At 33.9% G+C, this 14,945-nt stretch carries 15 protein-coding genes; 6 read left to right on the top strand and 9 right to left on the bottom strand.

Annotation, left to right across the window (positions count from 1 at the left end; translation table 11 throughout):
- The first annotated feature begins 238 nt into the window (after positions 1 to 238).
- The 4 genes from RM51_RS17905 (at position 239) to RM51_RS17920 (ending at position 3,739) form a co-directional block, all read left to right on the top strand.
- Complete coding sequence (locus RM51_RS17905; protein ID WP_039372838.1) at positions 239 to 1,084, top strand: prephenate dehydrogenase; 846 nt, start codon at positions 239 to 241, stop codon at positions 1,082 to 1,084.
- A 139-nt stretch (positions 1,085 to 1,223) separates the two neighbouring features.
- Positions 1,224 to 1,490, top strand: coding sequence for a DUF2089 family protein (locus RM51_RS17910; RefSeq protein ID WP_039372841.1), 267 nt, complete (start codon positions 1,224 to 1,226; stop codon positions 1,488 to 1,490).
- A gap of 18 nt (positions 1,491 to 1,508) precedes the next feature.
- Complete coding sequence (locus RM51_RS17915) at positions 1,509 to 2,081, top strand: YIP1 family protein (RefSeq protein ID WP_039372843.1); 573 nt, start codon at positions 1,509 to 1,511, stop codon at positions 2,079 to 2,081.
- Positions 2,082 to 2,086: 5 nt separating this feature from the next.
- Positions 2,087 to 3,739 (top strand): serine hydrolase domain-containing protein, encoded by a 1,653-nt coding sequence (locus RM51_RS17920; RefSeq protein WP_131667099.1) that lies wholly within the window; start codon positions 2,087 to 2,089, stop codon positions 3,737 to 3,739.
- 57 nt (positions 3,740 to 3,796) lie between these two features.
- Here RM51_RS17920 and RM51_RS17925 read toward each other — a convergent pair whose 3' ends face one another.
- The 7 genes from RM51_RS17925 to RM51_RS17955 form a co-directional block, all read right to left on the bottom strand.
- Positions 3,797 to 5,215: an L-serine ammonia-lyase gene (locus tag RM51_RS17925; RefSeq protein ID WP_039372845.1), complete on the bottom strand. Its 1,419-nt coding sequence runs from the start codon at positions 5,213 to 5,215 to the stop codon at positions 3,797 to 3,799.
- Positions 5,216 to 5,385: 170 nt separating this feature from the next.
- Complete coding sequence (locus tag RM51_RS17930; RefSeq protein WP_039372847.1) at positions 5,386 to 6,729, bottom strand: ammonium transporter; 1,344 nt, start codon at positions 6,727 to 6,729, stop codon at positions 5,386 to 5,388.
- Between the two features lie 108 nt (positions 6,730 to 6,837).
- Entirely contained in the window at positions 6,838 to 7,479 is a 642-nt protein-coding gene (locus RM51_RS17935) for an alpha/beta hydrolase (protein ID WP_039372850.1), read from the bottom strand.
- Positions 7,480 to 7,546: 67 nt separating this feature from the next.
- Entirely contained in the window at positions 7,547 to 8,173 is a 627-nt protein-coding gene (locus tag RM51_RS17940; RefSeq protein ID WP_039372854.1) for a YceI family protein, read from the bottom strand.
- 78 nt (positions 8,174 to 8,251) lie between these two features.
- Positions 8,252 to 8,818, bottom strand: coding sequence for a YceI family protein (locus RM51_RS17945; protein ID WP_039372856.1), 567 nt, complete (start codon positions 8,816 to 8,818; stop codon positions 8,252 to 8,254).
- 145 nt (positions 8,819 to 8,963) lie between these two features.
- Positions 8,964 to 10,013, bottom strand: coding sequence for a glucokinase (locus tag RM51_RS17950; RefSeq protein ID WP_039372858.1), 1,050 nt, complete (start codon positions 10,011 to 10,013; stop codon positions 8,964 to 8,966).
- A gap of 114 nt (positions 10,014 to 10,127) precedes the next feature.
- Complete coding sequence (locus RM51_RS17955; protein ID WP_039372860.1) at positions 10,128 to 10,691, bottom strand: hypothetical protein; 564 nt, start codon at positions 10,689 to 10,691, stop codon at positions 10,128 to 10,130.
- A 237-nt stretch (positions 10,692 to 10,928) separates the two neighbouring features.
- Here RM51_RS17955 and RM51_RS17960 point away from each other — a divergent pair, with 237 nt between their 5' ends.
- Entirely contained in the window at positions 10,929 to 12,314 is a 1,386-nt protein-coding gene (locus tag RM51_RS17960; RefSeq protein WP_039372864.1) for a DUF1800 domain-containing protein, read from the top strand.
- 92 nt (positions 12,315 to 12,406) lie between these two features.
- Positions 12,407 to 13,591 (top strand): DUF1501 domain-containing protein, encoded by a 1,185-nt coding sequence (locus tag RM51_RS17965; protein ID WP_052248561.1) that lies wholly within the window; start codon positions 12,407 to 12,409, stop codon positions 13,589 to 13,591.
- Between the two features lie 108 nt (positions 13,592 to 13,699).
- Here RM51_RS17965 and RM51_RS19570 read toward each other — a convergent pair whose 3' ends face one another.
- Positions 13,700 to 13,837, bottom strand: coding sequence for a hypothetical protein (locus tag RM51_RS19570; protein WP_165585022.1), 138 nt, complete (start codon positions 13,835 to 13,837; stop codon positions 13,700 to 13,702).
- 64 nt (positions 13,838 to 13,901) lie between these two features.
- The gene (locus tag RM51_RS17970) at positions 13,902 to 14,921 is read right to left on the bottom strand and encodes a helix-turn-helix transcriptional regulator (RefSeq protein WP_039373095.1); all 1,020 of its coding nucleotides are present in this window, start codon (positions 14,919 to 14,921) and stop codon (positions 13,902 to 13,904) included.
- Positions 14,922 to 14,945 lie beyond the last annotated feature (24 nt).

Genomic DNA, 14,945 nt, shown 5'->3' on the forward strand with positions numbered 1-14,945 from the left:
GTTATTCTTTAAATGCTTTCTGAGTTTGTTTTGATAATGGATAATTGGAAACATCTTATTATATATAGTATAAATATCTGCATTTGAAAATTATTTTATACCTTCGCATTATGGTTTCTAACATAAGAACATATTATTATAGAATTTTTAACTCAGCTATGGGATAAGGAATTCTTATGTATATATAATTCAAACCTCGTCCTAAGACGGGGTTTTTTGATTTTTAAAATAAAGAAAAATGAAAATAAGTATTATTGGTGTAGGATTAATAGGCGGCTCCATCGCATTAAAGCTAAAACAAAAAGGTATTACAGAATATATTTACGGGATTGATAATAATAGTATCCATCTCGAAGAGGGTTTGGATCTAAATATTATTGATGAAAAAGCAAACCTGGAGGATGGAATAAAAAACTCCGACCTCATCATTCTTGCGATCCCGGTAGATACAACAAGAACATTACTTCCTAAAGTTCTGGATCTAGTTTCCGACAATCAAACGGTAATGGATTGCGGTTCTACAAAATCAGGAATTGTGGAAATGGTTCGAAACCATCCTAAGCGATCCAGGTATGTTGCTTTTCACCCGATGTGGGGAACGGAAAATAATGGTCCGAAATCTGCCATAGCGGAAAGCTTCTCAGGAAAAGCCGGAGTTATTTGCAATAAGGAGGAATCTGCCAAGGACGCCTTTACATTGGTCGAAAAGATTGTCTATGCTTTGGATATGCATCCTATATATATGAATGCTAAAGATCATGATATTCATACGGCATATATTTCTCACATTTCCCATATCACTTCTTATGCATTAGCCAATACAGTATTGGAAAAGGAGCGTGAAGAGGAAACTATTTTTCAGTTGGCGAGTTCCGGATTTTCAAGTACTGTACGTTTGGCAAAATCACATCCGGAAATGTGGGTTCCCATTTTTAAGCAGAATAAGGAAAATGTTCTTGATGTTTTGAATGAACATATCTCACAATTAAGAAAATTCAAATCGGCTTTAGAAAAAGAAAACTATGAATATTTGGGGGAATTAATTTCAAATGCGAATAAAATAAGAGAAATCCTTGATAAATAATCAGTTATATTAAATAACACGTTATAAACTTCCTTTATCGGAAGTTTTTTTATTTCAAATCCTCAATTAAAAATTTAACTTTATTAAAATATTTTTTAATTTTATTAAAATTAATATTACATTTGTAAAAACATTTTCAATGAAACTACCTATTGTTTGTCCCAGTTGTGACCATACTTTAAATGTAAGTCAAATGAAATGCCCCAACTGCACTACTGAAGTAAGCGGAGACTATGAACTTCCTGTGATTTTAAAACTCAACCGTGATGAGCAGGAGTTTATTCTCAACTTTTTCTTATCCAGCGGAAGCATTAAGGAAATGGCAAAGCAAGCAGATCTCTCCTATCCTACCATGCGAAATAAAATGGATGATCTCATTCAAAAAATCGATGTATTAAAAAACTAAATTCAACACCTCATCACCATGAACTGGAAAACAATTTTCAACCCTTTTTCAAAATATAGCGAGAATCAGCTTCTTATTGCAGGAATACTATCATTAGGAATTACCTTATTATTATGTAATGTATTTGGTTTACAAGTAGACAGTATTTTCCATTACAGATATGCGGATGATAAAATTTCTTTGTTAGAAAGTATCGGCTACAGCCTAATTAGCTATGTCATTGCAATTATTCTTTTTTTCATTCTCGGAAAGATTTATAATAAAAGAACGAGACTTATTGATATTGTCAATACTATTTTAATTTCTCAAATCCCGGGAATTTTAATTATCCTAATCAGTGAACTGCCTATTATTAGCAAAAGTATGGAGTCTATACAATTGATGGCAGAAAAAAATCCGACAAATATCTCTCCTGTAGACCTTATTATTGTTTGTATTTTCAGTTTTTCGGCTCTTTTGTTAATTGCTTACGGAATGACTCTTATCTACAATGGGTTCAAAACTGCTACCAATCTAAAAAACTGGAAACAGATTGTCATTTTCGCATTCCTAATTCTTGTTATCACCATCACTTGTCAATTTATATTTTAAAAACTATGAAAACTAAAACTTTATTTATTCTCTTCTTATTAAGTATTCAACAGATTTTTGCCCAACAAATAGTCGGTTCATGGAAAGGAAATCTAGATATTGAAGAGAACAAACTTCCTGTTATCATTCATATAGAGAAGGATAAAAATTCTTACAAAGCTTTGCTTGACAGTCCTGCACAAGGAGTTGAAGGTATTCCTGCTGACAAGACCTCTTTCATCAATAATGAATTGATCTTAGAAATTGCAAATGCGAATGCTTCTTATAAAGGAAAACTTGAAAACAATACTATTTCAGGTGATTTCATCCAGAATGGAAAACCTTTTCCTTTAGTTTTAAAGCCTTATGATAAAAAGGATGATAAAGATGATAAAGACGATGTACATCTTGAAGTTTTAAAATTATCAGATAACCTATCACAAAGTTTAAAGAAAATTGATGATTTCATTTCTTATTTAGAGAAAAACAATGCAGAAGCAGGTGAAATCTCAATTTTCAAAGGAGGAAAAGAGGTTTACAAAAGAAATTTTGGAGAAACTGGTCTTTCTCAAAAAGACAAAGTAACTTTCCAAATTGGCTCTATCACAAAATCGATGACCGCCATGATGTTGTTTAAGCTTATCGAAAAAAAGCAATTGGATCTTAATGATAAACTTTCAAAGTTTTATCCTACAATTCCGAATGCTGAAAAAATAACAATTTCACAGCTGCTTCATCACTCTTCTGGACTTGGAGATTATGTTGTCGGGAAAAACACAATGAAATGGCTTACAGAAAAGGTTTCTGAGGAACAGATCATGAATCACATTATTGAACAGGGATCTTTATTTGAACCGGGAACGAAAGTTCAGTATTCAAATTCAGGGTATTATTTACTGACCAAGATTTTAGAAAAGATCAGTAAAAAGTCTTATGCAGATAATTTAAAGGAAACATTTGTACAGCCTTTACAATTGAAAAACTTTTATACAGTCAGTCAGAAACCTACAAATGTTTTCAGTTCTTACAGCTACGCCAATGCATGGGAGCCTGTAAAAGATTTTGATTTCAACAATGTAGTCGGTGTGGGGGACATTGCTACTACTCCAACTAATTTGAACATTATCCTGAATTCACTTTTTGCGGGGAAAATTGTTTCTAAGGAAAGTCTTTCTGAAATGATGCCTAAAGTGGACAGGTTTGGAATGGGACTCGCTTTGGTTCCTTTTTATTCGAAAATGTTTGTAGGACACAGCGGCGGAACTTACGGAACTAATTCATTAATGATCTATAACGGTGAAGATGATATTTCAATTTCTTATTCTTTGAACGCAGACAGAATAGGAGCTAATAATTTCACGATTGATATTTTAAGTATACTTTATAATAAAGAATTCAGTTTGCCTAATTTTTCAACAACAAAAATTTCAGAAACAGAGCTAAAGAAATACATTGGAGATTACTCTTGTAAAGATATTCCTCTTGGTCTTAAAGTTTTCGTTAAAAACGGAGGATTATTCGGACAGGGAACAGGACAACCTGAGTTTCCACTGGAACATATAGAAAAAGATCAGTTTAAATTTGACAATGCCGGTCTAAAGATGACTTTCTTCCCTGAAAAAGAAGAAATGCAGCTGGAGCAAGGCGGCGGAAAGTTTTTATTCAACAAGAAAAAATAAATGAAAAACCTCAGACATAAAATCTGAGGTTTTTTTCTATTTAAATTAAAAGTTTTCTTAACATTCCGGAACATTCACAGCAATTGCCAATCCTCCTTCTGAAGTTTCTTTAAAACGATCACTCATAGCCAAAGCAGTTTCCCACATGGTCTGAATCACTTCATCTAAAGTTACTTTTGCTTTTGTCGGATCACTTTCTAATGCAATATTTGCTGCTGTAATCGCTTTTATCGCTCCCATTGTATTTCTTTCAATACAAGGAATCTGAACTAATCCTTTGATCGGATCACATGTAAGTCCTAAATGATGCTCCATCGCGATTTCCGCTGCCATTAAAACCTGACCTACACTTCCTCCCAAAATTTCCGTCAAACCTGCTGCTGCCATTGCCGAAGAAACTCCGATTTCCGCCTGACAACCTCCCATTGCTGCAGAGATCGTCGCATTTTTCTTAAATAAGGTTCCAATTTCACCTGCCACCAATAAGAATCTTACGATATCTTCTTCACTTATAGAATCTGTGAAAGCCTGAGAATACATCAAAACTGCCGGAATCACTCCACTTGCACCGTTTGTAGGAGCAGTGATAATTCTTCCGAAGCTTGCATTTTCTTCATTAACAGCCAATGCGAAACAAGCGATCCATTTATTGATATTGGTAAAGTTCTCTTCAGCATCTACTACTTGCTGGAACCATTCGTCTTTATTTTTATAGATCTTGTCGCCTAATAATTTCCTGTTCATTCCGGCAGCTCTTCTCGTAACATTCAAGCCACCCGGAAGAATTCCTTCTTTATTCACCCCTTTATAGATACATTCTTTAATCTGCTGCCAAATATAAAGGGCTTCTTCTCTTGTCTCTTCCTGAGTTCTCCAGCTTTCTTCATTCATCAGAATCAAATCTGAAATTTTACTCAACCCTAGCTTACCACAATATTTTACAATATCTGAGGATTTATGACAAGGGTACAACGTACGGATACAATGTTTCTGAATCGATTTTTTCTCCTGACTCATGATAAATCCTCCACCTACAGAATAAAAATCCTGCACAAGCTCAGTCCCGTCTTCGAAAACCGCCTTAAAGATCATTCCGTTCGGATGATAATCAAGAGATTTTTTCATATTCAAAATTAAATGATGACCGTAGATGAAAGATATTTCTTTCTCACCTCCAAGATTTAAAATCTGAGTTGTTTTTATCTCATCAATTTTTTCATCAATTTTTGTCGTGTCGATTGTCTTAAAGTCTTCTCCAGCTAAACCAAGCATTCCAGCAATGTCTGTTCCGTGTCCGATCCCCGTTTTTGCCAATGAACCGAAAAACTCAACGAACACTTCCTTCACCTCATCGATTGATCTTTCTCTTTTTATAATTCTAATAAATGCAGAAGCTGCATTCCAAGGTCCCATAGTATGCGAACTAGACGGGCCTATTCCCACTTTAATAATCTCAAAAACCGATATTGATTCCATATAGAAAATTCATCATTTTATCCTAATCGCAAAGATACACGATAAATTGAAAAGCAAAAGCCGAAGATGAAAAATCACCTCCGGCTTCAAAATTAAAACTATATGAACTCAAAATATTTAATATGGACTCTATTAAAATCCTAGTACTTTCTTTTTATTGGTCTGATCTTTTAGCATATACTTTCTTCGTGTTGCGAAATATCTAATCCCATACTCTCTGATTCTTCGGATACTCGTAAAGTGATCATACTATCTGTAATTTTATATAAAAGCAATGATCCGAAAAATGCAAATAACGAAACCAGAGCTAAAGCAATCATGTGATGAGCAAATACCCCAATTCCCCCATGAAGCAGACTTGCATTTTCACCATGAGCAAAAATTGCCGTTAAGATCATTCCCATAATTCCTCCTACTCCATGACAAGCAAATACATCCAAAGTATCATCTATCTTCTTTAAAGCTTTCCAGTTAACCATTATATTGGAAACAATCGCGGAAATAAAACCAATGAAAAGACTTTCTGAAATAGATACAAAGCCACATGCAGGTGTTATCGCAACCAAACCTACTACTGCACCAATACATGCTCCTAAAGCCGAAACTTTTCTTTTATTAATTCTGTCAAAAAATATCCATGTCATCATTGCTGAAGCTGAGGCGATGGTTGTTGTTCCGAAAGCTGTCGCAGCCGTTGCATTTGCACTTAAAGCAGAACCTGCATTGAAACCAAACCAACCGAACCAAAGCATTCCGGTTCCCAACATAACATATGAAATATTAGACGGCTCATGATGCGGATTCTTTCGGTTTCCTACAACAATTGCTCCTGCCAACGCTGCAAAACCTGCACTCATGTGAACTACAGTTCCCCCCGCAAAGTCTTTCACCCCGAAATATTTATTTAAAAGTCCGTCCGGATGCCAAACCATATGACATAAAGGGGTATAAATAAACAAACTGAAGAGTACCATAAACAACAGGTACGATATAAATCTCACTCTTTCAGCAAAAGATCCTGTAATTAAAGCCGGTGTAATCACCGCAAATTTCATTTGAAATAATGCAAAAAGGATAAAAGGAATCGTAGAAGCCATCGCTTTGTGAGGCAAAACTCCTACTCTGCTGAAAAAAGGATAGCTTAAAGGGTTTCCGATAATTCCGTAATGTTCTCCATTAATTGTAAAACCTATAGAATCACCGAAAGAAAGTGAAAAACCAATAACTACCCACAGGATAGAGATCACTCCCAAAGCAATAAAACTTTGCAGCATTGTAGAGATTACATTTTTCTTTCCAACCATACCGCCGTAGAAAAATGACAACCCAGGAGTCATCAATAAAACCAAACCTGCCGCTGCCAAAATCCATGCAACATCTGCCCCAACAATTTTACTTTCATCTAAAAATTCTCCGGTGTTCGGAAAATCTACAATCGGACTCCAAAATAGTCCACCAACTGCAACTAAAGAAATGATCGTAAAAGAGACCACCCATTTAAGTCCTACTTTCATAAAATTTATAATTACCCCATCAAAAATAGGAATAATTTTTCAATAAAAGTATAAAATTTTAAAACAACCCCATTAATTTAATATTAAATTTAAAAATAAAATATATTTTTATTCAAACTCCCCCTCTAAAATACGGGATACTTCTTTAAATTTTGTTGCTGGAAAAAGATGAGTCCCTCCTTTGATAATATAATCGGGTTTTGAATTTTTAATAGGAAAAACAATATCTCTGTCGCCCAATATCTGAACGACCTTTGATGTTTCTTCAAATTTCCATTCTGAGATCTTTTCTACAGACCATTTCAGATAATATGGATCTTTGACTCTGAAATATTGTAAAACTCTAGGATTTTTAGGATCAAAAAACTTTCTGAGCACCGAATAAGCTTTGGTCGTTTTCTCATTGAATAAGCTTACGGGTAAAATTTTAGGAATTTTTGTAATTTCTCCGGCTCTTATCAATCTTGATTTTTCTTTGTCGGATTTTATACTTCCCAAAATGACTACTTTCTCAGCAGGCTTCAGTTTATTTATTTCCTGCACCATTATTCCTCCGAAAGAATAGCCTAAAAGATAGAACGGCTGTGAATCATCAATCTTCTCCGCCATTCTCTGTACGTATGCTGTAAAGCTTTCATCTTTCTCAGGAATCAGCCAGTCTATGAAAACAATTTCATGTCGCGCAGGAAACTGTAGTTTCTCCAACACTTTAAAATCTGCACCTAAACCGCTTACTATATAAATTTTCATACTACTAAAATAAAAAATATGGGCAACTTCTGAAAGCTGCCCATATTTAAATATTGTTAAAAAAAATTTATTTCTTTTTTACCGGAACTCTGTTTTCGTTATCCAATTTCTCTGTAGAAATCTTAAACTGAATGTCCATTTCATTTTTAATGAAGTAATCTTTCAATGAAGACTGGTAGAATACTTTAAAGTCTCTTCTGTTCAATGAGAATTTAGCAGATTCGATGATTACAGTAAACTGAGTGATGTATACGTTTGCAGGGAAAGAAATCGTCTTTCTCACTCCTTTCAACGTAAAATCACCATATACTGTAGAATTATAAGTACCGTTTGCTAATGGCAATATTTTAGTTAAATGAAATTTTGCTGTTGGGAATTTTTTAACCTCAAAGAAATTTGTGCTTTTCAGGTCATTCGTAAGTTTTATCTGATCTTCTTCAGAAACATCTCCCGCCATTAAGCTTCTCATATCAATGATGAATTCACCGTCAATCAAAACTGTTTTGTCGAAATTAAACTTTCCGCTTTTAAGCTTTACCGTTCCTGAGTGCGATGTCTCCTGAGTTTTCACTACTTTATAGCCCCACCATCTTATTTCAGACGAAGTTACCTTTATTACTTTATCTCCTTTCTTTTGAGCGAAAACAAATGACATGCAAACACACATCATAGCCAACAATAATAATCTTTTCATTCTTTTTTATTTACAATTCAACAAAAATAAAAAAAAGTGTAGAATTTCTACACTTTTAACAATCTTTTTTTGTTTAAATTATTTAGCAGTTACTTTTACTGTCATGTCGATGTCATCTTTCACAAAAACATCCTGCATTGTAGACTTGTAAGCAACATCAAATTTTTGTCTGTCAAAAGAGAATTTATTAGACTCAATTGTTACCGCTCCGTTAGCAACCGCAATTTTAGCAGGGAAAGAAACAGCGTTTGTTTTACCTTTTACTGTAAGATTTCCAGTTACTAAGCTGTTGTACGTTTTATCGTTGTTTTTCTTTACAGAAGTGATTTTAAAAGTACCTGTAGGGAATTTTTCAACTTCGAAGAAATCACCGTTCTTCAAGTGTCCGTTAAGCTTTTGCTGATATTCTCCTGAAAGGTCTGTTGCATTAATAGAAGTCATATCCAAAACGAAAGTACCTCCTACAACCTGATTTCCTTTCAACACTACGTTACCAGACTTTACTTTGATCGTTCCGTCATGAGAACTTGCTTCAGATTTAGCTACTTTATATCCCCACCAGTGAACATCAGATGCTACTACTTTTTTTGTTTGCCCGAAAGCTAATCCACCAGCTAAAACTGCTAATAAAAATATTTTTTTCATTGAATTAAGTTATTTACTTGTTTATTTAACACTGCAAATGTAGCTAACTTCCCTGATAGATTTCATTGATGTACATCAATAAAATCAATTATTTTTATGAATCATATCAGCAAAAAAAATCTCCGAATTTCTTCGGAGATCTTGTTTACTCTTGATAATAAGCTGTATAGAGCGCTGCTCCGTTTAATGGCGTATTACTATTCTTTATCAGATAAATTGGAATGCTTTTCAGCATCTCTTCCATCTTGTCACTGATTTTATATTTTTCGTAGAAATTTTCTTTATTGATATACTCTCTTATCGATTGAGGAACATCTCCTGCAATCAGAAGACCTCCAGTCGCTTTAAGTTTAAGAGCAAGGTTATTTGCTTCTCTCGCTAAAAACTCCAAGAACGTATCTAATGCAATCTTACAGATAAGAACATCTTCTTCCATCGCCGCTTTAAACAACTCCTGAACAAAATCTCCTTTTGTAAGTTTTTCAGCCAACCATTCTGGTTCCGGATGCCTTTTTACGTCTCTTAAAAATCTGTAGATATTAAATAATCCTGTTTTTGAAAGTACATTTTCCCAACTTACAATTCCATAAATATTATTTAAGAATTGATAGAATTCTACCTCTACGTTGGTACGCGGAGAGAATTCGGAGTGACCTCCTTCTGAAGCAAAAGGTCTTAAATATTTCCCATCAAAGAAATATCCGGCTTCACCTAGTCCGTTTCCGGGTGCTATAATCGCTACATTTCCTTTTTCCAAATGACCACTTGTATAGATAGGATCTAAATCATTATCCTCTAAAAGCGCCATTCCATAAGCAGAAGCCTCAAGGTCATTTAGCATATCAGCTCTTTCAAAACCAAACTTGGTAATAAATTCTTCCTGATCAAAACTCCAACCCAATCGTATCGGATGGCTTTTCCCATTCATTACGGGACCTGGAATTGCTATCCCTAATCGTTTAACGTTTTCAAGCTTATTATCCTGAATAAATTTTTCTAAAATCTCAGAAAAAGAAGAAAACGATTTGGTAGGATAATTAGTCTGAATCTTTATATCTAGCCCTTCATTACTGGAAACAAAATAACCTAATGTCGTCACATCTTCACTAAGGCTTGCTCCTATAATTGAAACATTGTCATTATTACCATTCTTTACTCCTGGTAAATAAAGCGGAAATTTTGGATTTAAGTTCATAATCTCAAATTTTATCAAATATAATAATACTTTTTGTAAATTCTATAGAGAAAGAAAAAACCTTTTCACAAAAATGAAAAGGTTTGGTTAATAATTGTTTATAATGATATATTATTATTTTCCTAATGGAATATTATACGAGAATCCTACTCCGATATTCCCTACATTGTAGTCCTGTCCGGCTAAATCGCCTTTATCTCCTACAAATACTTTCTGATATTGCACAAAGAAATTCCAGTTTTGGTTGTGGTATCCGATCTCCGGTTTGATATAAAAACCACCATCCGGTCTATCTACTGTAGAGTTAGAAGCTACTTTGTCATCACCAACCAGGAATCCGTATCCTAAGTCAGTTCCAAAATAAAATCCGGTTTGTTTCGGATATATTCTGATTAACGCTCCTACAGGAATTACCCCTACATCGTTATTGCTATATCCGTTGTTATCTTTTCCAAAATAATGAGTATATCCTGTTGCAATACCCAAACCGAATCCCGGTGTAATTAGATTCTGATAGGCAACATCTACACCAGCTGCAGCAGAAACGTTATCTGAAGGAACAGCTAAACCAGCATTTGCTCCTACTTTAATCATATTATTCATTTTTGAGTCCTGCGCACTTAATACACCCGCTGTTAAAATTCCAGCAAATAAAATTGCTTGTTTAAACATTTTCATAACTCTGATTTTTTAAATTTTACTACTCAAGAAGATGTAAAAATCGTGCCAAGCAAAGAAAAAACAACTATTTTAACATTAATAAAAAACATAAAATATTAATTTTCAAATAATTATATTTATATAAATTTAAATGGTTGTTTAATCAATTTTTCGTAAAAAGCAATATTAAGAATTATTAACCCGTTATTATTTTAACCTTTTTTCACCAAATCTATCCAAAAACAAAATACTGACATGACACTCTCTTCACTCACCAACAACAAACATCTTCTCTGGCGCGCAGGCTTTGGTGCGGGAATCAACCAGCTTGAAGACCTCCATAAAAAGAATAATAAGGATTTGATTAATGATTTGTTTAGAGAAGAAACCTTTCTTTATATTAATTATGATACTCCGGATATTGTCGAAAGCGGCGATTATATGATGAACGACAAAGCACCTGCCGAAAAGAAAAAGGAAATGCAGCGAGTTTACCGCGAACAAAATGAGGAACTCAATCTAAATTTTCTGGATAAAATGGTCAACAGCAAAGAACAGATGAAAGAAAAGATGGCTTTTTTCTGGCATGGTCATTTTGCGTCAAGAGTCGTAAATCCTAAATTCAACAGACAAATTTTAAATGTTATCCGAAAAAATGCATTAGGAAATTTCAAAGATCTTTTATTTGAAGTAAGTCAGACTCCTGCGATGTTGAGTTTTTTAAATAATCAACAGAATAAAAAAGATCATCCTAATGAAAATTTTGCACGCGAAGTGATGGAGCTTTTCACCATGGGACGAGGAAATTATACTGAAAAAGACATTAGAGAGGGAGCAAGAGCCTTTACAGGATGGGGATTTGATAAGGAAGGAAATTTTATAGAGCGAAAAAAACTGCATGATGAAGGCACAAAAACATTTTTGGGTAAAACCGGAAACTTTACAGGAACTGATGCTTTGGATATCATTCTTGAACAAAAAGCCACTTCAAAATTTATCACTACCAAGATTTACAAATTCTTTGTTAATGAAACAGTAGATGAATCTATTGTCAACAAACTAAGTGAAAGCTTTTATCAATCCAATTACGACATCAAAAAACTGATGAAAGATATTTTTTCAAGCTCATGGTTTTATGATAAAAAAAATATTGGAAACAGAATAAAATCTCCAATCGAACTCATGGCCGGAATGATGAGAACGCTTCCTATGAATATCCAAAATCCGGAAAACCTGATTGTATATCAGAAATTATTGGGACAAATGCTGTTGTATCCGCCCAATGTTGCAGGTTGGCCAAACGGAAAATCCTGGATTGACAGTTCAACCTTGATGTTACGACTTCAAATTCCTCAGATCTGGTCAGGGTTACGACCACTCGATTACCGACCAAAAGAAGATGATGATCTTGATATGGGATTGAAAAATAATACTAATGCACTGGCAAAAAGTTTTAAAAACCCGAATATCACAATTGATTGGAGTCGTTTAGAAAAGATTTTTAATGGTAAGAATGTGGAAGATTATTTGATTCAAAACAGTAAATCTCTGGATTTAAATTCTGTGAAAAACTTCTCAGACAACAGTGTAAAAATGAATGTTATTAATCTAATGTCAACGCCTGAATATCAGTTAATGTAGTTTTTAGCTAGCAGGTTACAGATTTTAGCTGATAGTTAAAACCCAACTGTAAAACCTGCAACCTGCAATCTTTACCCTAAAACCTAATTTTTATGTTAATCAAAAGAAGAGAATTCCTAAAAATAAGTTCATTGGCTACTGCATCTTTGCTGATGCCGAATTTCCTGAAAGCAATGACATTCGACGATGCATTAGTTCCTGATCAAAAGATATTGGTCGTATTACAATTCACAGGTGGGAACGACGGCTTGAATACCATCATTCCTACCCGAAACGATATTTATTTTAAAGAAAGAAATAAAATAGCCATTCAAAATTCACTACAATTAACGGATGAAGCCGGAATCAATCCTGCCCTTTCCTATTTTAAAGAGCTGTATGATAATGGTGAGCTTTCTGTGATGAACAATGTCGGCTATCCAAATCCTGATAAATCCCACTTCCGAAGTATGGATATTTGGCATTCCGCAAGCAGAAGCGATCAGTATCTGGAAACTGGCTGGTTAGGAAGATTTCTAGATGAAGAATGCTACAAATGTGATCATCCGACTCAGGCATTGGAAGTTGATGATATGCTGAGTCTGGCTTTAAAAGGTGAAAACAATAAGGCATTTGCTTTTAAAGATCCGAAAAGACTGTATCAAACCAGTCAGGAAAAATATTTTAAATCATTATACGATCACCACCACGATGATGAAACGGTTTCTTATTTATATCAGACTTTGGGTTCTACGATCAACAATGCTGATTATATTTTTGAAAAGAGTAAGGCTAAAAAAACAGAACAAACTTATCCAAATTCTCAGCTAGGAAAAGATTTCAAAACCGTTTCTTCTTTGATAAAATCTGACATCAATACAAGAGTTTATTACCTCTCTATCGGAAGTTTTGATACCCATGTGAATCAAAATGAGAGACAGCAAAAACTGTTTGGAGATATCAACGAAGCCGTAAAGTCTTTCGTGACTGATATGAAAAGTAATGGACTTTTTGATAATATTTTACTGATGACTTTCTCAGAATTTGGTCGTCGTGTTGCTCAAAATGCGAGTAACGGAACGGATCATGGAACGGCAAATCAGATGTTTTTTATTAGTGGAGGATTAAAAAAGAAAGGACTTTTAAATACGCTTCCGGATTTAACTAATTTGAACGAAGGAGATTTGATCTATTCTGAGGATTTCAGAAAAGTGTATGCTACAATTCTAAAAAACTGGCTGAATGCTGATTCTTCTAAAGTCTTGGGCTGGAAGAATGGAGTGTATGATTTTGTTTAATTGTTGAAATTCTTCCTTCGTCAGAATGACAGCATATTCATATAAAAACAAAAAGAGACTGTTACAAAATCAACAGTCTCTTTTCTATAATATTAAATCTAACTACTTTTAATTTGATGCAGGAAGTTTATTCGGTTCTGTTTCCTGTGGTTTTTTATCTAGTTTTTCTGATATTTTTTTTACTATAAATTCAATTACCAAAGGCGCAACGATAGCGAGAACAGCTTTTAAGATTCTTGATTTCATACTATTTATTTTTTTATGTTTTTAAGAGATACAATTTTCAAGCCATAAACCTTTAATCGAATTTTTAGTCTTCATCATCCATGACAAGATTTTTATAATTTTTATGAGCTTCCATAAACTTTTCCTGTAGTCGGAGCCTTAGTTTTCTCGGTTTATGAACCACCAAAGATTCACCAAAACCTAACAACAGTCTTTCCAATTCAAAATTCAACTGGACACAGATTTTGAAAATCGTTCCTTCATGGGTTTCACTTACAATCTCCTGACTTGCATGAAAAGGTTTTGTTTTAACGTAAGGTGCATTCGCAGCATCTACGAAAAACACCACATTTCTCGAAGCCATTGTTGGAGAAACACTCACTCCGACAATATCTTTGAAATATTCATCACCATCAAGATTCATATCAATATACTCAATCTTTTCTTCAATCTGAATGTCTTCCATTCTGTCCAAAGCCAGATTGTACACATAGTGTTTATTCGAACAAATCAAGAACCAACGATTATTAAACTCCTTCAACAATTGTGGATGAACAACATAAGAATCTGATGTTCTCGCTTTAAAGCTTTTATAAATTATATTTAAGACTTTTTTATTTAAAATTGCGTCATAAAGGATATCAATATGTTCCAGACCTTTTAACTGTTCATTTTTATCTAAATGAATAATCGATTTCTGGTTGGTCGAATGAATAGAATCTTCCAGTTTTTGAATCACCCCGTTCATTTCTTTAAACATCGAAAAATCCTTGAACTGCTTTAGGATCTGCACTGCATTATTCATCGCCTTCAGATCACTTTCATTCACCGAAATATTATGAATACTATACTCAGGATCACTATAGCGGTAATATTTCCTTTCATACACCTCAATTGGAGCTTCATACCCAAATTTTTCACTTCGCATATTCTGCAAATCAAGCTGTACAGTTCTCTTACTTACAAAAGATTCTTTTCCTTCAAATTCAAATAACGCCTCAGAACATTCGTCGATCAAATCTTCCAAAGTATATTTTTTGTATTTATTCTTCAGACATTTATCTAAAGTTTTATATCGGATCAGGGCATTTTTATTGGATGACATTTTTTGAGTTTTTAAATTAAAATA

Origin of the sequence: Chryseobacterium taiwanense, from assembly GCF_000813825.1 — a bacterium.
GTDB lineage: Bacteria > Bacteroidota > Bacteroidia > Flavobacteriales > Weeksellaceae > Chryseobacterium > Chryseobacterium taiwanense.